Here is a 24,389-nt window from a genome sequence, read left to right on the forward strand (position 1 = left end):
CTCGAGGGGGCGACACCTGCGGCCCGGCAAAGCCGGTTCCGCGGCGTCTGCTTGGTGGCATCCGCCCATGCCCCAGATCGGCGCTTCACTCCAGAGATTACGGTATGAATGACGTTGTGAATGCCGATGTCGTTTGCGTTGCCAGCTGGAACGCCGACCTGATCTCCCGCGTCGAGCGGCCCGTCGCGCGCGGTGAAACGCTGATGGCCACCGATTTCAGCATCAGCCCGGGCGGCAAGGGCAGCAATGCGGCGGTGGCCGCTGCCCGACAGGGCGCGCGCGTGGCACTGATCGCACGCATCGGGGACGACGACTTCGGGCGCATGGGGATGAAGCTCTGGCATGAGGAAGGCATAGCCACCACACAGGTCGAGCAAGTAGCCGGTGAGCGCAGCGGTGTTGCGCAAATCCTCGTCTACGAGGACGGCGACAACAGCATTGCGGTGTATCCCGGTGCCGGCAAAGGCCTGGCCGCGCGGCATGCGCAGGCCGCGCAGCAGGTGCTGGGCGCTTGCCGCGTCGTGATGGCTTCGTGCGAGGTGCCTGCAGACGCCACGCTGGAGGCCTTTCGCCTGGCCCGCGGGGCAGGCGCCATCACCATACTGAACCCCGCACCTGCGCGCCCCCTGTCGGACGAGCTTCTGGCGCTGGTCGATGTGCTCACGCCCAATGAAAATGAACTCTACCTGCTGGCCGGTGCAGCGCATGCCGGTTCGGTGGACGATGCTGCCCTGCAGCTGATCAACCGCGGTACACGCGCCGTGCTCGTCACGCTGGGCGCTTCCGGCTGCCGGCTCTTCCAGGCCGGCAAGCCGCCTGTTTCACTGCCGGGCCGACCCATGGCCGTGCGCGACACCATAGGCGCGGGTGACACCTTCACCGGCGCGCTGGCCGCCGCGCTGGCGCGCGGAGAACCGCTGCCCGTCGCCATGCAGTGGGCCAACGCGGCTGCCGCGTTGTCCGTTACGCGGCACGGCGCCATCGACGGCATGCCGTCCTCCGCAGAAACCGCGGCGTTGCTTGCGTAGTCGTTGTTATTGAAAAAAATGGCCGAAGCCCAATGACAACGGGCGCAAGCCGCTATTAAAACAATAGCAACCAGCCAATCCAGGCCGACCTCCCGTTGTTGCCCGCAACCGTGTAGGCCAATCGCCGCTTTACCGGATATTTACGCGCCTCTTTCAGGCGCTTTATCTGCGCCCCCAAGGCTTGCAGTGATAATTATTGAGCGCCGTCAGGTGGAGCCGAGGGCTTTGGCTGCCGGCGCATGAATCACCATCAAACACAAAAAAATGCTGCGCCGGCCCGTCTGGCGCAGCGGGCACCAAGGACAGCTGATGGACCCGAAAGCCGAGACGCCGGAAAGCGGCGCCCCTACCCCATCCCGTAAACGACTGAGCCGCCGCGCGTCCATCATCGGCAGCGTGATCGCCGTGCTGGCACTGGCCGGCACCGGCTGGCTGGCCTGGCACCTCACCCATCCCTCCACAGACACCCCGACAGGCGGCGGTCCGGGCGGAGCTTTCAGGCGCGGTGCACCAGCCACCACGGTAGGCGTCGCCACCGCCGAGAAGGCCAGCATCCCGATCGTCCTGGAAGCCCTGGGCACCGTCACTCCCCAGGCCACGGTCAGGGTGCGGCCCCAGGTTTCCGGCGTGATGGAAAAGGTTTTGTTCAAGGAAGGCCAGATGGTCAAGGCCGGTGAACTGCTGGCCACCATCGACCCGCGCCAGTTTGAGATGGCTCTGATGCAGGCCGTCGGCCAGCGCCAGCGCGACGAAGCCCAGCTTGACAGCGCCCGCGTCACCCTGCAGCGCTTCAAGACCCTGCTCGAGCAGGACTCGATTGCGCGGCAGGAAGTTGATACGCAGGCCGCACTCGTCAAGCAGCTGGAAGGCACAGTCGTCATCGACAAGGCCAACGAAGGCACGGCGCGGCTCAACCTGGGCTATACCCGCGTGGTGGCACCCGTCAGCGGGCGTGTGGGCCTGCGCACCGTGGACGTCGGCAATGTGGTGAGCAACAGCGACGCCAACGGCATAGCGCTGATTACCCAGGTCAGCCCGATTGACGTGGTCTTCTCCATTCCGCAGGACCGGGCGGGCGAGCTGCAACAGAACGCAGGCGGCAGCACTGCCATGAAAGTCGTTGCGCTGGACCGTACGCGCACCGCCACACTCGATACCGGCGTTTTTGCCTCGCTCGACAACCAGGTGGACACCACCACCGGCACCGTCCGGGCCAAGGCGCGCTTTGCCAACAGCAAGCTCACGCTGTTCCCCAGCCAGTTCGTGAACGTGCAGCTCCAGGTCAAGACACTGGAAGACGCGGTGGTGGTGCCTGTCACCGCCGTACGCCTGGGCAGCACCGGCGACTACGTTTATGTGCTGAACGCGGCCGACCGTACGGTGTCCCTGCGGCCAGTGCAGCGCGGCCAGGCCACAGCCGAAAAAATCGTGATCACCTCCGGGCTAAAGGCCGGTGAGCGCGTGATCACCGAAGGCGCCGACCGCCTGAAGGACGGCGCCAGCGTGGTGCTGCCGGGCGACGCGCCCGGCGCCGGCATGGGCGGCAAGCGCCGCGGCGCCAGCGCACCGGGCGGCGGCGCTTCGGCGGCCGGGCGCCAGCGCCCCGCATCCGACACCGCCGGCAGTGCACTGGTGGCGGCACCCTCCACGCCCCCGGCAGCGGCACTGCAGCCCGGCGCCGCGCCGCCTTCCATTGCCGGCCCCACGGCCGAGCAGCGCCAGCGCATGCTCGACCAGGTCAAGGACGACCCGGCCGCGCTGGAACGCCGCAAGCGCTTCCTCGAGCAAATCGACAAGGGTGACCCGGAAGCCCTGGCACGCTGGCAAGGCATGAGGGACCGCCGCCAGGGCGAACGGCCGGCGCAATGATCCGGGACTCGCACCAATGAGCCGCCGGGCCGTTCCCAAGGCAAATAGCATCGCAGTGCGAAGCACGAAGGTTATTTAATGAGCCCCTCACGCCCCTTCATCCTGCGCCCGGTAGCCACTTCGCTGCTGATGGTGGCCATCGTGCTGGCTGGCCTCGTGGGTTTCAAATTTTTGCCGCTGTCGGCCCTGCCGCAGGTCGACTACCCCACCATCCAGGTGCAGACGTTGTATCCCGGCGCGAGCCCGGAAGTGATGGCGCAGACCGTGACAGCGCCGCTGGAACGCCAGTTCGGCCAGATGGCCGGCCTCTCGCGCATGAGCTCCACCAGTGCCGCTGGTGTCTCCATCGTCACGCTGCAGTTCGGCCTGGGCCTGGCACTGGACGTCGCCGAGCAGCAGGTGCAGGCCGCCATCAACGCGGGCGGCTCCCTGTTGCCGGCTGACCTGCCCGCCCCGCCCGTCTATGCCAAGGTCAACCCGGCCGATGCCCCGGTGCTGACACTGGCCATCACGTCCGACACCATGCCGCTGACGGAGGTGCAAAACATCGTCAACACCCGGCTGGCCCTGAAGATCAGCCAGGTCAATGGCGTGGGGCTGGTGTCGCTCAGCGGCGGGCAGCGTCCCGCAGTACGCATCCAGGCCGACACGCGGGCGCTGGCTTCCTACGGCCTCGGGCTTGATTCACTGCGCACTGCGATTTCCGCAGCCAATGCCAACGGCGCCAAGGGCAGCATCGACGGACCCACGCGGTCCTATTCAATCAACTCCAACGACCAGCTGGTCGCCGCGGCCGACTACAAAAACCTCATCATTGCCTTTCGCAACGGCGCGGCGGTACGCGTGTCCGACGTGGCACAGGTGGTGGACAGCGCCGAGAACATCAAGCTGGGCGCATGGTCTGGTCTGAAACCAGCCATCATCCTCAATGTGCAGCGCCAGCCCGGCGCCAACGTGATTGCCACGGTGGACGCCATCAAGGCACGCCTGCCCGAACTGCAGGCCGGCCTGCCCACCTCCCTCAGGGTCGATGTGCTGAGCGACCGCACGACCGGCATACGCGCCTCGGTGATGCACGTCGAGATTGAACTGCTGCTGGCCGTGGTGCTGGTCGTGCTGGTGATCTTTGCTTTCCTGCACAGTTTGCGCGCCACCGTGATCGCCAGCCTGGCCGTGCCGATTTCACTCGTCGGCACCTGCGGCCTGATGTACCTGCTGGGCTACAGCCTCAACAACCTGAGCCTGATGGCACTCACGATCGCCACCGGCTTTGTGGTGGACGACGCGATCGTGATGATCGAAAACATCTCGCGCTACATCGAGGAAGGCGAAGAACCGATGGCCGCAGCCCTCAAGGGTGCGACGCAGATCGGGTTCACCATCATCTCGCTGACGGTGTCGCTGATTGCCGTGCTGATACCGCTGCTGTTCATGGGTGACGTGGTCGGCCGCTTGTTCCGCGAGTTTGCCGTCACGCTGGCCATCACCATATTGATTTCCGCCGTGGTGTCGCTCACGCTCGTACCCATGATGTCCGCACGCTGGCTGAAACACGTGCCGGAAACCGCGGGCGAGGGCCGGCTTGCCAAGGCAGGTGCCAGGCTCCAGCGTTTTTTTGATGACGTGATCGCACGCTACGACGTGTGGCTCACCTGGGTGCTCAAACGCCAGGGCGCCACGCTGCTGGTGGCACTGGCCACCCTGCTGCTCACGGTGCTGCTGTATGTGCTGATCCCCAAGGGCCTGTTCCCGACGCAGGACACGGGCCAGCTGCAGGCTCGCGTGGAAACCGCACAGTCGGTGTCCTACGACCGCATGGCCGCACTGCAGCAGGCCACGGCCAAGGCCATCCTGGAAGACCCCGACGTCGAGACGCTGAGCTCCTTCATCGGCGTGGACGCGGCCAACAACACCATGTTGCACACCGGCCGCATGCTGATCAACCTGAAAAAAGAGCGCACCGGCAGCCAGCAGGAAACCATGGACCGGCTGCAGCGCAGGGCCGCCGCGGTGGCCGGGGTCACGCTCTACCTTCAACCCACGCAAGACCTGACCATTGACGCCGAAACCGGGCCCACGCAGTTCCGCGTATCGCTCGAAGGCTCCAACAACGCCACCGTGGTGGAATGGGCCAACAAGCTCACGCAGCGCATGCGGCAGCTCGAAAGCCTGCGCAACGTGTCGTCCGATGCGGGCTCCAGCGGCGCGGGGGCCTACATCACGGTAGACCGCGACACCGCGTCGCGCCTGGCCGTCACGACCTCGTCCATTGACGATGCGCTTTACAGCGCATTCGGCCAGCGCATTGTCTCGACCATCTTCACCGAGACCAACCAGTACCGCGTGATCCTCGAAGCCATGCCCGACTCTTTGCGCACGCCGGCATCGCTAGGCAGCCTGCAGCTCAAAACCGGCTCCGGCACGCCAACACCGCTGTCGGCCATCGCCACCATCACCGAGCAGGCAGCCCCGCTGCAGGTCACACGCGTGGCCCAGTACCCGGCCACCACACTGGGTTTTGACACGGCTCCCGGCGTCTCGCTAGGCAAGGCGGTCGACGAGATCCGGGAAGCGGCCAAGGACATCGCCATGCCCGCCAGCGTGACCATGACTTTTCTGGGCGCGGCAGGCGCCTACCAGGCCTCGCTGTCCAACCAGCTCTGGCTCATCCTGGCGGCCGTGATCTGCGTCTACATCGTGCTGGGTGTGCTGTATGAAAGCTACGTCCACCCGCTGACGATCCTCTCGACCCTGCCCTCCGCCGGCGTGGGCGCGCTGCTGGCGCTGATGATCAGCGGGTCAGGCCTCGGGGTGATCGGCATCATCGGCATCATCTTGCTGATTGGCATCGTGAAGAAGAACGCCATCATGATGATTGACTTCGCGATCGACGCCGAACGCAACCAGGGCAAGTCACCGCAGGACGCCATTCACCAGGCCGCGCTGCTGCGCTTCCGGCCCATTCTGATGACGACGCTAGCGGCGCTGTTTGCTGCCGTGCCCTTGATGCTGGGCTTTGGCGAAGGCGCTGAATTGCGGAGGCCTCTGGGGTTGGCGATTTTTGGCGGGCTGATTGTGAGCCAGGTGTTGACGCTGTTTACGACGCCGGTGATTTATTTGGCGTTTGATCGGTTGGGGCGGAGGTTTGGGAAGAAGGGGAAGGAGGTTTCTGCGTGAGACTTCTTTATGGTCCGTACCGCGGGTTTGGCTTGAGTGCCGGGGCCGGGGTCGCCCGGCAGGCGACTCACTTTTCTTTGCTTCGCCAAAGAAAAGTAAGCAAAAGAAAGGTGACCCTGCTGTCTGCGTCCCTCCGCTGCGCTGCGGGCAACCTGCGGTGCTCGGTCCAGCCGGGGTCAAAAACAACTCGCCTTCGGCTCAAACAAGTTTTTGCCCTGATCCGTCTGGCCCTCCGCTCCTCGGCGCATACAGAAGGGGTGGGGGAGGAATACCAAATACAGGAAGAAACAAGGACACGCCACGGCGTGTCCTTGTTGGTATTGGCTCCCGCTCCCGATTGCCCCTTGTGTATGCGCCGAGGAGCGCAGGCTCAGGCGGATCAGGGATCGCGATTGTCTGAGCCGAAGGCGAGTTCGAGCGAGACCCCGCCTGAGCCGAGCACCGCAGGTTGCCCCGTAGCGCAGCGAAGGGGACGCAGGAACCAGGGTCGCCTTTTCTTTGGTGACTTTCTTTTGGCGAAGCAAAAGAAAGTTACTTGCTGCCGGCAACCCAGGCCTCGAAACCTGGCAAAAAAGCAGGCCACAAAAAAAAGCACTCCCGTAGACCAGCGCCTCCCTGGTAGCGGAGACCTGCCATGAACCTCTCCGAACCGTTCGTCCGCCGCCCGGTAGCCACAGTCCTCCTCACCATAGGCCTGGCCCTCGCAGGCATCGCCGCATTCTTCGTGCTGCCGGTCTCACCGCTGCCGCAAGTGGATTTCCCGGTGATCTCGGTCAGCGCCTCGTTGCCGGGAGCCAGTCCCTCCACCATGGCCAGCAGTGTGGCGACGCCGCTGGAGCGGCGCCTCGGCGTGATCGCGGGCGTCAATGAGATGACGTCCAACAGCAGCAACGGCTCAACCCGTGTCAGCCTGCAGTTTGACCTGAACCGAAAAATCGACGCGGCAGCGCGCGAGGTGCAGGCCGCCATCAACGCCTCGCGTGCCGACCTGCCCGCCACGCTGCGCAGCAACCCGACCTACCGCAAAGCCAACCCGGCTTCGGCGCCTGTCATCATCCTGGCGCTCACGTCCAGGACGCGCTCACCGGGCCAGATCTACGACGAGGTCTCCAACCTCGTGCAGCAAAAAATCGCCCAGGTACCTGGGGTCGGCGATGTGGAGCTTGGCGGCGGCTCGCTGCCGGCCGTGCGCGTGGAACTGCTGCCGTTTGCACTCAACCGCTATGGCGTCGCCATGGAAGACGTGCGTGCCGCCCTGCAGGCATCGAACGCCAACAGGCCCAAGGGTGCCATCGAAGGCAACGGCCAGCGCTTCCAGATTTACTCAGGCTCCAACACCGCCAGCGGCGGGCTCAAGGCCGCCGACTACCGCAACCTGGTGGTGGCTTGGCGCAACAACGCCGCCATCCGGCTGCAGGACGTGGCCGAGGTCCAGGACGGTGTGGAAAACATCAACACACTCGGCCTTTTCAACGGCGAGCCGGCGGTGATCGTGCTGGTCACGCGCCAACCGGATGCCAATGTGATTGCCACTGTCGACGGCGTGCGCGCCCTGATTCCCGAGCTGCAGGCCGCCCTGCCGCAGGATGTGCAGTTGCAGGTGGCATCCGACAGCACCAACTCCATCCGTGCCTCGCTGCACGAGATCGAAGTCACGCTGCTGATTTCCATCGTTCTGGTGGTGCTGGTGGTCAGCGCCTTCCTGCGCAGCGCCCGTGCCACCATCATCCCGGCCGTGGCCACCGTCGTCTCCTTGCTGGGTACCTTCGGTGTGATGTACATGCTTGGGTTTTCCCTCAACAACCTGAGCCTGATGGCGCTCACCGTGGCCACCGGCTTCGTGGTGGACGACGCCATCGTGGTGCTGGAAAACACCAGCCGGCACATCGAGGCCGGCATGGACCGTTTCAAGGCCGCGCTGCTGGGTGCGCGCGAGGTCGGCTTCACCGTGCTGTCAATCAGCCTGTCGCTGGTGGCCGTGTTCATACCGCTGCTCTTCATGGGTGGGCAGGTGGGCCGGCTGTTCCGCGAATTCGCGGTCACGCTGTCTGCTGCGGTGATGATCTCGCTGGTCATCTCGCTGACCACCACGCCCATGATGTGCGCCTGGCTGCTGAGGCCTGACGCGCACGAGAAGAAGCCCGGGCGTTTTGCTTTTGTGGGGCGCTGGTTCGAGCGCGCTTTCAACCGCGTGCACCGCAGCTACGAAGTGAGCCTGGACTGGGCCCTGCACAGCAAGTTGCTGGTGATGCTGATTTTGGTGGCGGTGGTCGGGCTCAACGGCTTTCTCTTCGTCAAGGCGCCGAAAGGCTTCTTTCCGCAACAGGACACCGGGCAGATCAACGGCGGCCTGCGTGCCGACCGCAGCATTTCGTTCCAGGCGCTGCAGGCCAAGCTCAAGCAGCTGGTCGACATCATCCGTGCCGATCCGGCCGTGGACACCGTGGTGGGCTTTACCGGCGGTTCCCGCGCGGGCGGAGGCTTCATGTTCATCAACCTCAAGCCGGTGGGGCAACGCGACGTGGCTGGCCAGGCCGTGATTGCACGGCTGCGCCCGCAGCTGGCGCGGGTGACCGGGGTCAGCCTTTTCCTGAACCCCGTGCAGGACCTGCGCGGCGGTGGCCGCCAGACCAATTCGACCTACCAGTACACGCTCAAAAGCGACAACGCGGCCGACTTGCGTGTATGGGCCACACGCCTGGCCGACCAGATGAAACTGCAGCCCGCCCTGACCGACGTGGACACCGACCAGCAGGAAAACGGCGTGGAGACCATGGTCACCGTGGACAAGGAAAGCGCGGCGCGCATGGGCATCAGCTCACGCGATGTGGACAACGCACTCTATGACGGCTTCGGCCAGCGCCAGGTGGCCACGATATACGCCGAACTCAACCAGTACCACGTGATCATGGAAGTGGCGCCGCGCTACACCCGCAGCCCCGAGTCGCTGAAAGATATCTACGTGCCGGCCAAGGGAGCTGGAGGCAGCACAGCCAACAGCACCAACAATACCGGCAGCACCGGCACCCCGGCTGCAGCCACGGTGGCCACCGCCACCTCTGTGGCCAATCCATCCCTGCGCGACTCTTCGTCGGGCCAGGTCCTGAGCGCCTCGGCCAGCACCATGGTGCCCCTGTCGGCCATTGCCACCTTCAGCGAAAACCCCACCGCCGCTTCGGTCAGCCACGAAGACGGAGAGCTTTCCACCACGGTTTCCTACAACCTCGCCGATGGCAGCACACTGAGCGACGGCCAGGCCGCGGTGCGCCAGGCGGAAGCCGACATCCGGCTGCCCAACAACGTGCGCGGCAGTTTTTCCGGCACGGCGCTCAATGCGCAGCAATCGCAAAACGAGCAGCCGCTGCTGATCCTGGCGGCGCTGGTGGTGATCTACATTGTGCTGGGCATCCTGTACGAAAGCCTGGTGCATCCCATCACGGTGTTGTCCACCCTGCCCTCGGCCGGCGTGGGCGCTGTGCTGGCCTTGCTGCTGTTCAAGCTGGATTTTTCCATCATCGCGCTGATCGGCCTGTTCCTGCTGATCGGCATCGTCAAGAAGAACGCTATCCTGATCATCGACTTCGCGCTGGAAGCCGAGCGGGCGCGTGGCCTTTCCGCGATTGAGGCCGTGCGCGAAGCCTGCCTGCTGCGCTTTCGCCCCATCCTGATGACCACGCTGGCCGCCATTTTGGGCGCGCTGCCGCTGGCCATCGGCTTCGGCGAAGGCGCCGAGCTGCGCCGCCCGCTGGGCATCGCCATCATCGGCGGGCTGATCGCCAGCCAGTTGCTGACATTGCTCACCACGCCGGTGGTCTATGTGCTGATGGACAAGCTGCGCCGGCGCAGCCCTGCCGAGCGCCAGCTCAGCCGCCACCCTGACGAGACCGACGCGCCGCCCGGCGCCCCGCTCCAACTGCAATGACTGACAACGCCATGAACCACTTTTCCAATGCCCACCCCGCACACCGTTCACGCTTTCAGCTTCACCTGCTGTGTGCTGCGCTGGCGCTTGCCGTCGGCGGCTGTGCAGTCGGCCCCGACTACCAGCGCCCGGCCACGGTCGACGTGAGCACCTACAAGGAAGCGCAAGGCTGGGTTCCGGCCGCGCCCGCCGATACGCTGGAACGCGGCCCGTGGTGGTCGCTCTTCAAGGACCCGGTACTGGACCAGCTGGCATCGCGTGTGGAAGTGTCCAACCAGAACGTGGCGGTGGCTGTTGCAGCCTACGCGCAGGCGCGCGCCCTGGTGCGCGAGCAGCGGGCGTCGTTGTTCCCGACGGTTTCGCTGGACGGCAGCGCCAGCCGCTCGGGCAGCAGTAGCAGCAGCACGACGGGCAACAATGTCGGTGGCCGCGTGGGCAACAACTACCAGCTCAGCATTGGCGGCAGCTGGGAACCCGACGTATGGGGCCGTCTGGGCCGCACCGTGGACGGCGCGAAAGCCAGCGAACAGGCCAGCGCCGCCGACCTGGCCTCGGCCAAACTGTCGGCGCAGGGTGAACTGGCGACCAATTATTTGTCCTTGCGCCAGACAGACGCACAAAAGGCGCTGCTCAAGGACACGATCGACGGCTACAAGCGCGCGCTGGACATCACGCAGAACCGCTACAACGCCGGCATCGCGGCCAAAACCGATGTGTTGCAGGCGCAAACACAGCTCGCCAACGCGCAGGCCGACGACGCCGGCCTGGTGCGCCAGCGCGCCCAGCTGGAACACGCCATCGCGGTGCTGGTCGGCGAAGCGCCCGGCAATTTTTCGATTGCCCCTGTAGCCTGGAACCCTTCGGTGCCTGACGTGCCGGTCGGCATACCGTCCGAGCTGCTGCAGCGCCGCCCCGACATCGCCGCCGCCGAGCGCCGCGTGGCCTCTGCCAATGAACAGATCGGCATCGCCAAAAGCGCCTATTACCCCAGCCTGTCGCTGAGCGCATCGGCGGGCCAGGGCGCCAGCCGGGTGGCGGACCTGTTCAAGGCTTCCAGCAGCGTCTGGTCCATCGGCATCTCGGCCGCGCAAGTGCTCTTCAATGCGGGAGCCACCGGCGCCCGCGTGGAGGGCGCCGAGGCATCCCACCAGCAGGCGGTGGCGCGCTACCGCCAGGCCGTGCTGGCCGCCTTCCAGGATGTGGAAGACCAGCTGTCGGCAACCCGCGTGCTGCTGACCCAGCAGGAGCTGCGCCGCCAGGCGTCGCAGGCCGCCGACCAGGTCGAGCAGCAGGTGCTCAACCGCTACCGCAGCGGCCAGGTGGGCTACACGGAAGTCATCACCGCCCAGGCCACCGCGCTGAGCGCGCGCCGCGCACTGGTGCAAGCCATGGCTGACCGCCAGACCACCGCGGTGGCATTGATCCAGTCGCTGGGTGGTGGCTGGCAGGCCTCGAAATAGCCCGGGTGTCTCCCGATTTGCTATTATTTTGATAGCTGCTCGCGCCCGTCCTTATTGGTCGGGAGCCGGATTTCTTTATTAATTCCCGGCAAAAACGCGCTGACAGCACGGAGAATATTCTTGAATTTCTCAAAAGAAAGAGGCTGCAGCCCTTACATAACCAGCGCGAGCAGCTATCAAAACAATAGCATCCACAACGTCAATACCTAGGCCGAAGGCTTACCTGTAGCCTCTCGCCCATGCAGCGCTGCCAGGAAAAACCGCGCCGCGTCGCTCATCGGCCTGTCCTTGCGGGTGATGGAACCAAACGCTTCCATCTTGTGCTGGATGAAGCAGGGCAGGATCTTGAGCAGGCCGTGCCGGGCGTAGTTCTCGGCAATCGACTGCGGCATGACGCCCACCATGTCGGTTTCGGCAATCAGGTTGGTCGTGGTGAGGATGGACGCGGTTTCGATCAGGCCCTTGGGCGTCGGCGCCTGCAGCATGCGGAACTCCTGCTCCAGCACCTCACGCATCGGGCTGCCCTTGGGCTGCAGTATCCACGGGTAGTCCAGCAGGCTGGCAAACTTCACCACCTTCTTTTGCCCCAGCGGATGGTGCACCCCCGCCACCACCGCCAGCGCCTCGTTTTCAAGCGGGGTAAAGGCGTAGTCGGCCCGGTGCTCGTCGCGAATGCGCCCAATGGCAACGTCGAGCACGCCTTCGCGCAGCAGCTCGAACAGCCGGTCGCTGGTGTCCAGCATGACGTCGACCGACAGCAGCGGGTAGGCTTTTTTCAGCGCGATGATGGCCCGCGTGAGCAAATTCGGCGAAGGCGCCATGATGCTGCCGACCGACACCCGCCCCGAGCTCCCCAGCTGCAGTTCGGCCAGTTCACGCGTCATGGACTCGACCGAACCGCGCATGCCGCGGAAATAACGCAGCACGCTGGCACCGGCCGGCGTGAGCTTTTGCCCGCGCCCCACCCGCTCGAACAGGCGCTGGCCCAGCGCGGACTCCAGCTCCTGGATCATCTTGGTGGCGGCCGGCTGTGTCATGCCCAGTTCCGCGGAGGCTTTGCGCAAGGTACCGTGTTCGCCTACAGCCAGGATAAGGGCCACCTGCCGCATGCGCAGGCGGTTGAGAAGCTGGGGAATCAGTGAGGCGTTGGGCATGTAGGGTGGCCAATTCAATTGATAACCATAGATTATCAAATAATCATGGATTTTCAATTTACGTTAACTGTTGTCTTCCCTACTATCACCGCATTGATTCATAACGATGACGGAGACAACCATGAAATATTTGCCTGCCTTGCTGGCAGCGGCGTGCACGTTTGCCGCCCACGCCCCGCTATTTGCACAAGACTGGCCCAGCAAGCCGGTACGCATACTGGTGGGCTCGGCCCCGGGCGGCGGCACCGACGCGATGGCCCGCGCAGTAGCGGACCGGCTCGGCCCCCTGCTCAAGCAGCCGGTCGTGGTCGAAAACCGCCCCGGCGCTTCCAACACGCTGGCGGCCGACCTGACGGCCAAGGCCACCGACGGCCATACCCTGCTGATGGGCGTCTCGACCGCGCATGCGATTGCCCCGCACCTGCTGAAACTCGGCTATGACAACAACAAGGACCTGGTGCCTGTGGTGTTTGTCGGCGCAGTGCCCAATGTGCTGGTGGTCAACAACGCCCTGCCGGTAGATTCGGTGCAATCGCTGATCAAGCTGGCCAAGTCAAAGCCTGGACAGCTCAACTACGCCACCAGCGGCTCGGGCAGCACGCAACACATCGCGGCAGAGCTCTTCAAGGACCAGGCCGGCGTTTTCATCACGCACATTCCCTACCGCGGCAGCGGCCCGGCGCTGATCGACCTGGTCGGCGGGCAGGTTCAGCTGAGCTTTGACACCATGCCCTCGGTGATCGGCCAGATCAAGAACGGCCGCATCAAACCTTTGGCGGTGGCCAGCGCCAAACGTAACCCGCAGCTTCCCAACGTGCCCACCATGGCGGAAGCCGGCGTGAAGGGTGTCGAGATGAGTGCCTGGTACGGCATCTACATGCCGGCAGCCACGCCCAAGGCGGTGCAGGAGCGTGTCTACGCCGAGGTCACCAAGGTCCTGGCGATGCCCGAAACACAAACCCGCCTGGGCGCCATCGGCGCGGACCTGACGCCGATGACGCAGGCGCAGTTCGCGCAATTTCACAATGACGAGAACAAGCGCTATGGTGACCTGATCGCCAAGAAAAACATCAAACTGGACTGATCCGGATGATCCAGCACAAGGAAAAGACGCCATGAGCAAACAGCAGACAACAGAACCGGTGCCTGTCGTCGCCCTGACACTGGGCGACGCGGCCGGCATAGGCCCCGAGCTGATTGCCCGGCTGCTGAGCCAGCCCGGCATCACGGCAGGCGCCAACATCGTGCTGGTGGGTGATGCCTGGCTCTGGCAGCAAGGCCAGGACATTGCCCAACAGAAGGTCGCAACGCAAGCCGTGGCCAGCCTGGCCGAGGTGCGGGGCCGCGCCGACACACGCCTGCCGGCCTTCCTGGCCACAGACACGATTCAACCAGCGCAAGTACAGCGCAGCCAGGCGCAGGCCGCCTGCGGCGCGGCGGTGCTGCAGGTGCTCAACCTCTGCATGGACGGCGCCAAGCGCGGCGAGGTCGATGCCATCTGCTTCGCCCCGTTGAACAAGCAGGCCATGAAACTGGGCGGCCTGAAGCACGAAGACGAGCTGCACCACTTTGCCGAATACCTGGGCGTGACCGGCTACTTCTGCGAGTTCAACACGCTGGGCGACTTGTGGACGGCACGTGTGTCCTCGCACATTCCGCTGAAAGACGCCGCAGCCATGCTCAGCAAGGAACGCATCATGGACGCCACCCGGCTGATCCACGTATCGCTCAAGGCCAGCGGCAACAACAGCCCAAAAGTAGCGGTGGCAGCCTTCAACCCGCACGGCGGCGACGGCGGTGTTTGCGGACGCGAAGAGATCGACATCATCGAACCGGCGGTGGCTGCGCTACGCGCCAGCGGCATACCCGTAGATGGCCCCTTCCCGGCCGACACCATCTTCCTGAAGGCGCAGGCCGGCCAGTACCAGGCCATCGTCACCATGTACCACGACCAGGGCCAGATCGCCATCAAGCTCATGGGCTTCAGCAAGGGTGTCACTGTGCAAGGCGGCCTGCCGGTGCCCATCACCACACCGGCACATGGCACGGCGTATGACATCGCCGGCCAGGGCATGGCGGATGTGAATGCCACGCTCAATGCTTTCCGTATTGCCCAACGCATGGGTGCAGCACGTCTGCAACTGAACGCCTGAGTCCCTTCTTCTTTTACTCTCAAAGAACCAACATGAAAATCAAATCAGTCCGTGCACGCGTGTTCGAATGGAAGGGCAAGACCGTTCCACCCCAAGGTAACTTCTGCTCCAACGCGATGGACCTGGTTTACTCCAAAACCGAGTCGATGAGCACCTTCCGCTTTCACTCGTGGACTGTGGTCGAGATTGAAACCGACGACGGCATCGTCGGCCTGGGCAACGTGGCGCTGGCGCCGCACATTGCCAAAGCCATCATCGACCAGTACCTCACGCCGCTGGTGCTGGGCCAGGACCCCTGGGACTACGAATACCTGTGGCAGCGCATGTACCGCAGCACCCACGCCTGGGGCCGCAAGGGCGTGACCATGGCCGCGATCTCGGCGGTGGACCTGGCGATCTGGGACATCCTGGGCAAGTCGGTCAACAAGCCGGTGTTCAAGCTGCTGGGCGGCCGCACCAAGGAAAAAATCCCCTGCTACTACTCCAAGCTCTACCGCACCGACATCAAGGCGATGCAGGACGAAGCGCAAAAATACCTGGACCAGGGTTTCACCATGTTCAAGTCGCGCTTTGGCTACGGCCCGGCGCATGGCACCAAGGGCGTGTCTGAAAACCTCAAGGCGGTCGAAGCGATCCGCGAAGTCATCGGCTATGACAACGACCTGATGATGGAGTGCTACATGGGCTGGAACCTCGAATACGCCAAGCGGATGTTGCCCAAGCTCGAGAAATTTCAGTTGCGCTGGCTCGAAGAGCCCGTGATTGCCGACGACATCGACGGCTATGCCGAACTCAACCAGCTCACCAGCATCCCGATCTCGGGCGGTGAGCATGAGTTTTCTCTTTACGGCTTCAAGCAGCTGCTCGACAAAAAGGCCGTGTCGGTCGTGCAATACGACACCAACCGCGTGGGCGGCATCACGGCGGCGCACAAGATCAATGCGCTGTGTGAGGCCTACAGCGTGCCGGTGATCCCGCACGCGGGGCAGATGCACAACTACCACCTGACCATGAGCACCCTCGCCTCACCCATGAGCGAGTACTTCCCGATGTTCGACGTGGAAGTCGGCAACGAGCTGTTCTATTACATCTTTGACGGCGAGCCGGTGGCGGAGAACGGCTTCCTGCAGCTCGACGACAACAAGCCCGGCCTGGGCCTGACGATGAAGACCGAGTTCCTCAAAGACTTCAACATCGTCGAATGAGCCGCATGAAAGCAAGATACTCCGGCGTGTTCCCGGTGGTTCCCACCACTTTCACCGATGCGGGCGAGCTCGACCTGCAAAGCCAGAAGCGCTGCGTTGATTTCATGATCGACGCGGGTTCGACGGGCCTGTGCATCCTGGCCAACTTCTCCGAGCAATTCGTGCTGTCCGATGATGAGCGTGAAGTCCTCACCGCTGCCATCCTCAAGCACGTGGCGGGCCGCGTGCCGGTGATTGTGACGACCACGCATTTCGGCACCCGGGTATGCGCCGAACGCAGCCGCCGCGCGCAGGACCTGGGCGCGGCCATGGTTATGGTGATGCCGCCCTACCACGGTGCCACCATCCGCGTGACAGAAGAAAAGACTTATGAGTTCTTCGCCACGCTGTCGGCCGCCATCGACATTCCCATCATGGTCCAGGACGCGCCTGTCAGCGGCACCGCGCTGTCGGCGACCTTCCTGGCGCGCATGGCCAAAGAGATTCGCAATGTCGCTTACTTCAAGATCGAAACGCCGGGTGCGGCCTCCAAGCTGCGTGAGTTGATCCGGCTGGGCGGCGACACGATTGAAGGCCCGTGGGACGGCGAAGAAGCCATTACCCTGCTGCCCGACCTGGAAGCCGGCGCCACCGGTGCGATGACAGGTGGCGGCTATCCGGACGGCATTCGAAAAATCATGGATGCCTGGGTCGCCGGCAAGCGGGATGAAGCCATTGCCGAATACACACGCTGGCTGCCGCTGATCAACCATGAAAACCGCCAGGGCGGCATCTTGACGGCCAAGGCCTTGATGAAGGAAGGCGGCGTGATCGCCTGCGAGGCGCCGCGCCATCCGTTTCCCGCCATGCACCCTGAGGTGCGCAAAGGCCTTCTCGAGACAGCCCGACGGCTGGACCCGATGGTGCTACGCTGGAATAAGTAAGCGGCTTTGCCGCCCGCGCCCCCCCCTGTTTCCTCTCCGGCTCTCCCCTCTTCAGGACCACCATGCCCCTTCGGGAAACACTCTTGCTGGTGCAGAAATGCGCCCATACCTTCAGCTTTTACGACCTGGCCACCGGCCAGGCGGAAGAACACATCGTCTTGCCCAACTTTCCGCACGAGTTCACGGTGGACCCGGTGCGCCGGCTTGCTTACGTGGGCCACTATGGCATCGAAACCGCCAGCCATCTCGGAGACGCTGGGGGGCATTCGGTCTTTGTGATTGACCTGGACAAACGCGAGCATGTGACCACCCTGAACCTCTGGCCGTATTACCGGCCACATGGCTTGACAGTGGACGGCCAGGGCCGCCTGTTTGTGATGTCTGAAGCCCACAACGTATTGCTGCGATTCTCGGACCCGGCAAAGGTGCATGTACCGGACCTGGCTGTGTCTTCGGGCGGCTACAAAACCCACCTGTTCGCGCTGACGAAAGATGCACAGACGGCGTATGCGCTGAACCTGCTGTCGAACACCGTCACCAAAATCAAGCCGAATGATCCGACCTTCGCACCGGTCGCGATGATGCCCGGCCCCGTGCCCGAAGGCAACGTACTGTCGGCTGATGAGTCGCTGCTGTACGTGGCCAACCGGGGCGACGACACCATCGTCGCGGTCGACACGGCCAGCATGAAAGTCGTGGCGTCGGGCAAGACACGGCGCGACCCCAACCGGGTCTACCGTTTCCAGGGTGCGCTTGGCCAGGACTTGCTGCTCACCACCAACTCGGGCGAGCATTCGCTGTCGATATTCGGCCTGGACCTGCAGGAGCAGCGCTGCTTTGCCTTACCCAGCAACCCGCTGGCCTTGTCGTTTCACCCGGTGGACCGGGCGGTCTATATCTCATTTCAGGACGAGACGGTGCGCCGCCTCAATCTGGACAGCTTTGCGTTCGAGCAGGAAATCAGGACGCTGCGTGAGCCGGATTCGTCCTACGTCTGGCGGCATTGATTCAGCAAGGTCTGTATCCACTCCCGGTTCATGAAGAGCACAGACACATCGCCCACCTCACTGCCCGCACCTGTGAAGGCGTTTACAGGGCCCGTCGTCGACGCACACCACCACCTGTGGGACCTGTCGAAAGGCCACTACCCCTGGTTGCAGGAAGCGTACGATCCTGGCGCCTTCTTCCTCGGCGACTACCGGCCGATTTGCCGGGATTTCCTCGCAACGGACTACCGGGCCGCTGTAGGGCCTTGCGACGTGTTGGCAACCGTGCATGTGGAAGCCGAGCGCAGCCGCCTTGAGCAGGTTGCAGAAACTGCATGGCTGCATGAGGTCCACGCCATGCACGGGTTTCCGAACGCCATCGTGGCGCACGCCTGGTTTGACCGGCCTGATAGCGGGGAATGCCTCCTCGCGCAGTCGCAGTTTCCGCTGGTGCGCGGCATCCGCAGCAAACCCGTCACATCTACTGCAGCGGACCAAAGCGTCAAAGGGCAGGCAGGCACCATGCAACACGAAAACTGGCTGCGCGGCTTTTCATTGCTGGAGAAATTCGGCCTGCGGTGGGACCTGCGCGTGCCCGCCTGGCACTTGCCCGAGGCGGCCACCGTGGCAGCGATGTTTCCGAAGGTACCCATCGCCCTGAACCACCACGGCTTTGCCTGGGACCGCAGCGAAGAAGGCCTGACGCGCTGGCGCGGCTGGATGGAAACGCTGGCACGGCAGGAAAACGTACACGTCAAGCTTTCCGAGTTCGGCCTGCGCGGCCAGCCTTGGGACTGGCACGAAAACGCGTGCATTGTGCGCGAAACGGTTGCCATTTTCGGCTGGCAACGCTGCATGTTTGCCAGCAACTTTCCGGTGGCGGGCCTGCGCATAAACTATCCGGACCTGGTTGGCAGTGTGGCCGGCATGCTGGGCCACCTGCCGGCAAACCAGCAACATGCGATGATGTGCGATAACGCCTTGCGTTTCTATGCGATTGATGTGGCGTCGCCTGTGGCACCCCCACAACCTGCGCGCCCTCTCGCCCCTGATCAACCCTGATTTCTTCTGGAGCCACCTCATGACCACCAAACACGACAACCTCATCGCCGGCCAATGGCTGGCCGGCAGCAGCTACAGCCCCAACCTGAACCCCAGCAACCTCGCCGACGTCATTGGCGAGTACACGCAGGCCGACGCGGCAGGGCTTGATGCCGCGGTCCAGGCCGCGCAGGCCGCCTTTCCGGCCTGGTCCACCTCGGGCATTCAGGCCCGTTCGGATGCACTCGACAAGATCGGCACTGAAATCCTGGCGCGCCGCGAAGAGTTGGGCACCCTGCTCTCGCGAGAAGAAGGAAAAACCAAGCCCGAAGGCATTGGCGAGGCTACGCGTGCTGGCCACATTTTCAAATTTTTTGCCGGCGAATGCCTGCGCCTGGGTGGCGAAACCATGCCGTCGGTTCGCCCCGGCATCGGAGTGGAAATCACGCGTGAACCCGTGGGCGTCGTCGGCCTGATCACGCCGTGGAATTTCCCCATTGCCATCCCAGCCTGGAAGATTGCGCCGGCGCTGGCCTTCGGCAACTGCGTGGTGCTCAAGCCGGCAGACCTGGTTCCGGGCAGCGCCTGGGCCCTGGCCGAGATCATCTCGCGCTCGGGTATTCCGGCGGGCGTGTTCAACCTGGTGATGGGCCCCGGCCGCGTCATCGGCGATGCGCTGGTCAACCATCCGGGCGTCAATGCCATCAGCTTTACCGGCTCGGTCGGTGTGGGCAGCCGCATTGCTGAGGTTTGCGCGAAAAACCTCAAGAAGGTGCAGCTCGAAATGGGCGGCAAGAACCCGCAGGTCATCCTGGACGATGCCGACCTGACCCAGGCCGTGGAACTCAGCGCACAGAGCGCTTTTTACTCCACCGGACAACGCTGCACGGCGTCGAGCCGCCTCATCGTGACCGAAGGCATTTACCCTGATTTCGTCAAGGCGCTGCAGGAACGCATGGCCCGCATCAAGGTGGGCGACGCCCTGACTGCCGGAACCGACATCGGCCCGGTTTCTTCACAAGCCCAGCTGGAGCAGGACTTAAGCTACATCGCCATCGGCCAGCAGGAAGGCGCGACCTTGTCATTTGGCGGTGACCGCGTGCGTTGCCACACTGGCAGCGGCGCCGAAGGCTACTTCATGACGCCTGCGCTTTTCAGCGAAAGCACCGCCGGCATGCGCATCAACCGCGAAGAAATTTTTGGCCCCGTGGCCAGCATCATCCGGGTGAAGGATTACGAAGCCGCCCTGGCCACCGCCAACGACACGCCGTTTGGCCTGTCGGCCGGCATCGCCACCACCAGCCTCAAATACGCGACCCACTTCAAGCGCCACAGCCAGGCCGGCATGGTCATGGTGAACCTCCCGACCGCCGGCGTGGATTACCACGTGCCGTTCGGCGGCCGCAAAGGATCCAGCTACGGCCCGCGTGAGCAAGGCAAGTATGCGCAGGAGTTTTTCACGACGGTGAAGACGGCGTATACGCTGGCTTGAACATGGCACCAGTGATGCGGATGACACCGTCGTTCAAAGTGCTGCTGGCACTGACGGCGGCTTATTTCCTCACCAGTTTCGGGCACTTCAGCCACAACGCCGAGTTCATCTGCGAGTACCCAAACCTGCCGGCGTGGCTTACGCGCGCGCAGGTCTATGCGGTGTGGGCGGCGATCACTTCCGTGGGGGCGTTGGGGTTGCTATTGATCCGCAAAAAATTGATGGCCATCGGCTTGGCGCTGATGGCCGTCTATGCGGCTCTGGGCTTTGACGGCCTGGGCCACTACGCCCTGGCCCCCATTGAATTACACCCTTTGATAGCCAACGTGACGATTCTTTCGGAAGTCGTTGCCGCCGCGATCCTGCTGCCGGTGGCGCTGTGGCTGCTGGCATCGCATATGCTCCGCGGTGAAACGGAATGCAGTTGGCCATGAAAGCGCATTCCCATGTCTACTCAATGGCCTGGGTTTGGCGCTCAACCGGATAACCCTGCGTGTCGGCACGGGCTTGCCTGTAATATCCATGCCATACAAGGGTGTCACTGGAAATGCGATGAACAACCAAGACAGGGCAAGCGAACTAATCATTGAGATCGCGAAGACCTTCATTGAGACTCTGCAATCAATACGGGAGCCTTGGCGCAGGGGTTTTCTCAGATTTCAAATGCCGAACGAACTGGAGTGTGGCTGCAACGGCTCCTACGAAACGGAAAACGAGGTTCATCTCATTGGCGCGCTTGACTACAGCGCGCTTTATGAAACATCGCTCGCACTAGGCCAGCAGCTAAGGCAAGCGGCGGCGAACAACAAAAAGGCCTTTCGCGTATTTCTGCTCACCGTGGACCACGAATTCAATTTCAACATTGAGTTCGAGCACGCAGATATCAACCGCTGGAGAATCACAAAACTGGATGGTGCCAGTGGGTTGCCGGCAGGTGTAGAAAAATTACCCAAGGGTGCCGCCCCAACCGGGAAGCCGGCGCAGAAGATCACAGGGGAAATTTCAGTCGCCGGGAAACCGTGGTGGAAGTTTTGGTGATTCATATCACCCATGCGCGCAGCCGCTGATGCGCGTTTTAAAGGGCTACACGACATGGCTCACCAAATTATTTTTGTAGATGTCGATGACACCATGGTCAGGTCCGTGGGCGCGAAGCGCATCCCAATGCCCGCTGTGATTGCGCAAGTTCAACGCCTCAAGTCCGAGGGCGCAACTTTGTTTCTCTGGAGCTCGGGAGGCGCTGAATACTGCCGAACCACAGCCATCGAACTAGGGATCAGCGAGTGTTTTGAAGCTTATCTGCCAAAACCTACAGCCTACATTGATGACCAGCCGGTGCATGAGTGGCGATTCTGCAAACATCTCTACCCTTCGCAGGCTGAGAATGCTTAAGCGATTGCTCGGTGCCGGCAAAAGAGTGTCTTTGGGGAAACTATCGTTTGCGTCGGCCCTCGTCGCCTGCTCATTGTTTCTTGCCTTGTGGTGCGTTCATCGCGCCGGCGGTGTGCTCTTCGGGGGTAAGCTATTGAACGCGCTGAACCGGCTGGGCATGGTGCGGCAGGAACGCAGCTATATTGCCGAATTCCGGCCAAGCGGCGTGTTTGCGCTGAACGACTCCAACGCTGTTGTCTGGTTGACCTGGTTCGCGTTCATTCTGGCCGGGCTTGGCCTTGTCCTGGCCCTTTACGCAGACTGCAAGCGTGAACCCACTCTTTATCCCAGCGCCGGTTTCATAGTGGCGACTCTCGGTATCGGGCTGCTTTACCCACTGATCATGGTTGCGACACAGGCCGCGGGAGCTATTGCACTCATCGGCATCAGGAAACACCGTACGCGCACTGACCGGACTACCCTGCCAGACAAGAACTCGGGGTTCCGCGCGTCTGAGCGTTGAATGGCTCACCCATCAAACAAGGCTCTCACATGAACCACCCCTTGCGCTGCCAATGCGGCACACTCCGCGGTCATGTCAGTCATCCCGAATCGGTATGCCGGGGTATTTGCTACTGCAAGGACTGCCAGGCTTACGCGCACTTCCTGGGCAAGGCCAGCGAGATTCTGGATGAAATGGGCGGATCGGATGTGATCGCCACGCTTCCCCAGCACGTCACCTTCACCCATGGCCGGGAGGCGCTCGCCTGCATGTCACTCAGTGACAGAGGCATGTTGCGCTGGTATGCGAGTTGCTGCAACACGCCGATCGGCAACACCTCACGTGACTTCAAGGTTTCGCATGTCGGTCTGCTGCACAACTGCCTGAAAGATCCGTCAACCAGTCTGGACAGCGCTTTCGGCCCCGTGCGCATGAAAGTCGGCATGAAGAGCGCTAAAGGCAGGCCAAAAGCCATGCCGGTCAGCACCACCCTGTCCATTCTCCGGTTCATGGCGACACTGATACGCACGAGGCTCAATGGCGGCTACAAGATCACGCCCTTCTTTAACCCGGATGATGGGGTGCCACGCGTATCGCCGAAGGTGCTCACGCCGGGAGAGCGGGCCCGCTTGATGGAGGCCGTAGTGGCTTCCTAGCCTGTTTTACGAGGTGCTATAGATTTAATAGCTGCCTGCGCCCGACCTTAAAGGGTTACAGCCACTATTCTCTTGAATAAATCGCTCAGGACCGCACCGTATCCGCCACCCGCTCGGCGCAGCTTTTCGCTTGGGCCGCATCGCGCGCTTCGACCATCACACGCAGCAGCGGCTCGGTGCCACTGGCACGAATCAACAGGCGCCCGGTGTTGCCCAACTCGGCTTCCACCGTTTTGGTCATATCGGCCAGGGGTTTGCTGCTCTTCCAGTCCTGGTCGGGCTTGAGGCGCACATTGACCAACGTCTGCGGAAACAACACCACATCGCTCAGCAGCTGGGCCAAAGTTTTTTTGCTTCGCACACAGGCCTGCAACACCTGCAGCGCGCTGATGAGGCCGTCACCGGTGGTGTGCTTGTCGAGTGCCAGCAGGTGGCCCGAACCCTCGCCGCCCAGCAGCCAGCCGCGTTTTTCAAGCTCCTCGAGCACGTAGCGGTCGCCAACCTTGGCGCGTACAAATTCCACGCCTTTGGCTTTCAACGCGACTTCCACGGCCATATTGGTCATCAGGGTGCCCACGGTGCCGGGTACTTTCTCGCCGCGCGCCAGCCGCTCGTTGACCATCAGGTACAGCACCTCGTCGCCGTTGAAGAGCCGGCCTTCGGCGTCCACGATCTGCAGCCGGTCGGCGTCGCCGTCCAGGGCAATGCCGTAGTCCGCCTTGCTGGCCTTGACCTTGGCGATCAACGCTTCGGGGTGCGTCGCACCGACTTCGTGGTTGATGTTGAGGCCGTCGGGTGCGCAGCCGATGGCAATGACTTCAGCGCCCAGTTCATGAAAGACCATGGGGGCGATGTGATAGGCCGCACCGTGGGCGCCGTCGACCACGATCTTCAGGCCGCGAAGCGTCAGGTCGTTGGCAAAGGTACTTTTGCAAAATTCGGTATAGCGCCCTGCCGCATCGTCAAGACGGCGGGCTTTGCCCAAAGTCGCAGAATCAGCCCAGACGGGTGGCTCGTCGAGCGCAGCTTCCACGGCCAGTTCCCACGCATCATCGAGCTTGGTGCCCTGCGCGCTGAAAAACTTGATGCCGTTGTCAGGGTAGGCGTTGTGGCTCGCGCTGATGACGACCCCCAGGCTGGCGCGCTGGGCCCGCGTGAGGTAGGCCACACCCGGCGTAGGCAAGGGGCCGAGCAGCACCACATCGACGCCGGCGGAGTTGAAACCGGACTCCAGCGCGCTTTCCAGCATGTAGCCCGAAATGCGGGTGTCCTTGCCGATCAGTACCGTGGGGCGGGATTCGGTCTTGCGAAGAACCCGGCCGACCGCGTGCGCGAGTCGCAGCACAAAATCGGGCGTGATGGGCGGCTGGCCCACCGTTCCGCGAATGCCGTCGGTGCCGAAGTATTTTCTGGTCATGGAGTTTTGTCCCTGTGGAGCTTGTTGTTCTTG

At 63.1% G+C, this 24,389-nt stretch carries 19 protein-coding genes; 17 read left to right on the forward strand and 2 right to left on the reverse strand.

The features are described 5' to 3' along the window. Positions 1-104 precede the first annotated feature (104 nt). From AC1D11_RS01495 to AC1D11_RS01515, 5 genes are all read left to right on the forward strand, one after another. Positions 105-1,028, forward strand: a complete 924-nt coding sequence (locus AC1D11_RS01495; RefSeq protein WP_477648806.1) for a ribokinase — start codon at positions 105-107, stop codon at positions 1,026-1,028. A gap of 309 nt (positions 1,029-1,337) precedes the next feature. Continuing rightward, positions 1,338-2,897, forward strand: a complete 1,560-nt coding sequence (locus AC1D11_RS01500) for an efflux RND transporter periplasmic adaptor subunit (RefSeq protein ID WP_477650889.1) — start codon at positions 1,338-1,340, stop codon at positions 2,895-2,897. Between the two features lie 78 nt (positions 2,898-2,975). Further along, positions 2,976-6,074, forward strand: coding sequence for an efflux RND transporter permease subunit (locus AC1D11_RS01505; protein ID WP_477649240.1), 3,099 nt, complete (start codon positions 2,976-2,978; stop codon positions 6,072-6,074). 634 nt (positions 6,075-6,708) lie between these two features. Continuing rightward, positions 6,709-9,996 (forward strand): efflux RND transporter permease subunit, encoded by a 3,288-nt coding sequence (locus AC1D11_RS01510; RefSeq protein ID WP_477649241.1) that lies wholly within the window; start codon positions 6,709-6,711, stop codon positions 9,994-9,996. A gap of 11 nt (positions 9,997-10,007) precedes the next feature. Next, entirely contained in the window at positions 10,008-11,456 is a 1,449-nt protein-coding gene (locus AC1D11_RS01515) for an efflux transporter outer membrane subunit (RefSeq protein ID WP_477649243.1), read from the forward strand. 206 nt (positions 11,457-11,662) lie between these two features. Here the strand turns inward: AC1D11_RS01515 and AC1D11_RS01520 are convergent, their stop codons facing one another. After that, on the reverse strand, positions 11,663-12,610 hold the full coding sequence (locus tag AC1D11_RS01520) for a LysR family transcriptional regulator (RefSeq protein WP_477649276.1): 948 nt from the start codon (positions 12,608-12,610) through the stop codon (positions 11,663-11,665). Positions 12,611-12,731: 121 nt separating this feature from the next. On the opposite strand from AC1D11_RS01520, the gene AC1D11_RS01525 reads away from it, so the two are divergent. The 12 genes from AC1D11_RS01525 to AC1D11_RS01580 all read left to right on the forward strand — a co-directional run bounded on the left by AC1D11_RS01525 (position 12,732) and on the right by AC1D11_RS01580 (position 22,939). Then, on the forward strand, positions 12,732-13,694 hold the full coding sequence (locus tag AC1D11_RS01525; protein WP_477649244.1) for a Bug family tripartite tricarboxylate transporter substrate binding protein: 963 nt from the start codon (positions 12,732-12,734) through the stop codon (positions 13,692-13,694). 31 nt (positions 13,695-13,725) lie between these two features. Beyond that, complete coding sequence (locus AC1D11_RS01530; protein ID WP_477649245.1) at positions 13,726-14,763, forward strand: 4-hydroxythreonine-4-phosphate dehydrogenase PdxA; 1,038 nt, start codon at positions 13,726-13,728, stop codon at positions 14,761-14,763. A gap of 32 nt (positions 14,764-14,795) precedes the next feature. Then, positions 14,796-15,968, forward strand: coding sequence for an L-rhamnonate dehydratase (locus AC1D11_RS01535; protein ID WP_477649246.1), 1,173 nt, complete (start codon positions 14,796-14,798; stop codon positions 15,966-15,968). Between the two features lie 5 nt (positions 15,969-15,973). Then, entirely contained in the window at positions 15,974-16,891 is a 918-nt protein-coding gene (locus tag AC1D11_RS01540) for a dihydrodipicolinate synthase family protein (protein ID WP_477649247.1), read from the forward strand. 62 nt (positions 16,892-16,953) lie between these two features. After that, entirely contained in the window at positions 16,954-17,898 is a 945-nt protein-coding gene (locus AC1D11_RS01545) for a YncE family protein (protein WP_477649248.1), read from the forward strand. Positions 17,899-17,928: 30 nt separating this feature from the next. After that, entirely contained in the window at positions 17,929-18,939 is a 1,011-nt protein-coding gene (locus AC1D11_RS01550) for an amidohydrolase family protein (protein WP_477649249.1), read from the forward strand. A 19-nt stretch (positions 18,940-18,958) separates the two neighbouring features. Beyond that, complete coding sequence (locus tag AC1D11_RS01555; RefSeq protein ID WP_477649250.1) at positions 18,959-20,410, forward strand: aldehyde dehydrogenase family protein; 1,452 nt, start codon at positions 18,959-18,961, stop codon at positions 20,408-20,410. Between the two features lie 38 nt (positions 20,411-20,448). Then, positions 20,449-20,844, forward strand: coding sequence for a hypothetical protein (locus AC1D11_RS01560; RefSeq protein WP_477649251.1), 396 nt, complete (start codon positions 20,449-20,451; stop codon positions 20,842-20,844). Between the two features lie 118 nt (positions 20,845-20,962). After that, positions 20,963-21,448: a hypothetical protein gene (locus AC1D11_RS01565; RefSeq protein ID WP_477649252.1), complete on the forward strand. Its 486-nt coding sequence runs from the start codon at positions 20,963-20,965 to the stop codon at positions 21,446-21,448. 54 nt (positions 21,449-21,502) lie between these two features. After that, positions 21,503-21,802, forward strand: a complete 300-nt coding sequence (locus AC1D11_RS01570; protein WP_477651417.1) for a DUF705 domain-containing protein — start codon at positions 21,503-21,505, stop codon at positions 21,800-21,802. After that, positions 21,795-22,304 (forward strand): hypothetical protein, encoded by a 510-nt coding sequence (locus tag AC1D11_RS01575; RefSeq protein WP_477649254.1) that lies wholly within the window; start codon positions 21,795-21,797, stop codon positions 22,302-22,304. Before AC1D11_RS01570 ends, AC1D11_RS01575 begins: the two co-directional genes overlap by 8 nt. A 29-nt stretch (positions 22,305-22,333) precedes the next feature. Beyond that, positions 22,334-22,939, forward strand: a complete 606-nt coding sequence (locus AC1D11_RS01580) for a DUF6151 family protein (protein WP_477649255.1) — start codon at positions 22,334-22,336, stop codon at positions 22,937-22,939. An 85-nt stretch (positions 22,940-23,024) separates the two neighbouring features. On the opposite strand, the gene glmM is transcribed toward AC1D11_RS01580, so the two are convergent. Beyond that, a complete protein-coding gene (glmM, locus tag AC1D11_RS01585; RefSeq protein ID WP_477649256.1) occupies positions 23,025-24,356 on the reverse strand; it encodes a phosphoglucosamine mutase in 1,332 nt (443 codons plus the stop codon). Between the last annotated feature and the right edge of the window lie 33 nt (positions 24,357-24,389).

Source organism: Polaromonas sp. P1_E11 (genome assembly GCF_056405995.1).

Coding starts and splice junctions, on each gene's coding strand:
- AC1D11_RS01495 (WP_477648806.1), top strand. CDS start 105: ATGAATGACGTTGTGAATGCCGATGTCGTTTGCGTTGCCAGCTGGAAC.
- AC1D11_RS01555 (WP_477649250.1), top strand. CDS start 18,959: ATGACCACCAAACACGACAACCTCATCGCCGGCCAATGGCTGGCCGGC.
- glmM (WP_477649256.1), bottom strand. CDS start 24,356: ATGACCAGAAAATACTTCGGCACCGACGGCATTCGCGGAACGGTGGGC.
- AC1D11_RS01550 (WP_477649249.1), top strand. CDS start 17,929: ATGAAGAGCACAGACACATCGCCCACCTCACTGCCCGCACCTGTGAAG.
- AC1D11_RS01575 (WP_477649254.1), top strand. CDS start 21,795: ATGCTTAAGCGATTGCTCGGTGCCGGCAAAAGAGTGTCTTTGGGGAAA.
- AC1D11_RS01520 (WP_477649276.1), bottom strand. CDS start 12,610: ATGCCCAACGCCTCACTGATTCCCCAGCTTCTCAACCGCCTGCGCATG.
- AC1D11_RS01515 (WP_477649243.1), top strand. CDS start 10,008: ATGAACCACTTTTCCAATGCCCACCCCGCACACCGTTCACGCTTTCAG.
- AC1D11_RS01530 (WP_477649245.1), top strand. CDS start 13,726: ATGAGCAAACAGCAGACAACAGAACCGGTGCCTGTCGTCGCCCTGACA.
- AC1D11_RS01580 (WP_477649255.1), top strand. CDS start 22,334: ATGAACCACCCCTTGCGCTGCCAATGCGGCACACTCCGCGGTCATGTC.
- AC1D11_RS01535 (WP_477649246.1), top strand. CDS start 14,796: ATGAAAATCAAATCAGTCCGTGCACGCGTGTTCGAATGGAAGGGCAAG.
- AC1D11_RS01510 (WP_477649241.1), top strand. CDS start 6,709: ATGAACCTCTCCGAACCGTTCGTCCGCCGCCCGGTAGCCACAGTCCTC.
- AC1D11_RS01570 (WP_477651417.1), top strand. CDS start 21,503: ATGGCTCACCAAATTATTTTTGTAGATGTCGATGACACCATGGTCAGG.
- AC1D11_RS01505 (WP_477649240.1), top strand. CDS start 2,976: ATGAGCCCCTCACGCCCCTTCATCCTGCGCCCGGTAGCCACTTCGCTG.
- AC1D11_RS01545 (WP_477649248.1), top strand. CDS start 16,954: ATGCCCCTTCGGGAAACACTCTTGCTGGTGCAGAAATGCGCCCATACC.
- AC1D11_RS01525 (WP_477649244.1), top strand. CDS start 12,732: ATGAAATATTTGCCTGCCTTGCTGGCAGCGGCGTGCACGTTTGCCGCC.
- AC1D11_RS01565 (WP_477649252.1), top strand. CDS start 20,963: ATGAACAACCAAGACAGGGCAAGCGAACTAATCATTGAGATCGCGAAG.
- AC1D11_RS01500 (WP_477650889.1), top strand. CDS start 1,338: ATGGACCCGAAAGCCGAGACGCCGGAAAGCGGCGCCCCTACCCCATCC.
- AC1D11_RS01540 (WP_477649247.1), top strand. CDS start 15,974: ATGAAAGCAAGATACTCCGGCGTGTTCCCGGTGGTTCCCACCACTTTC.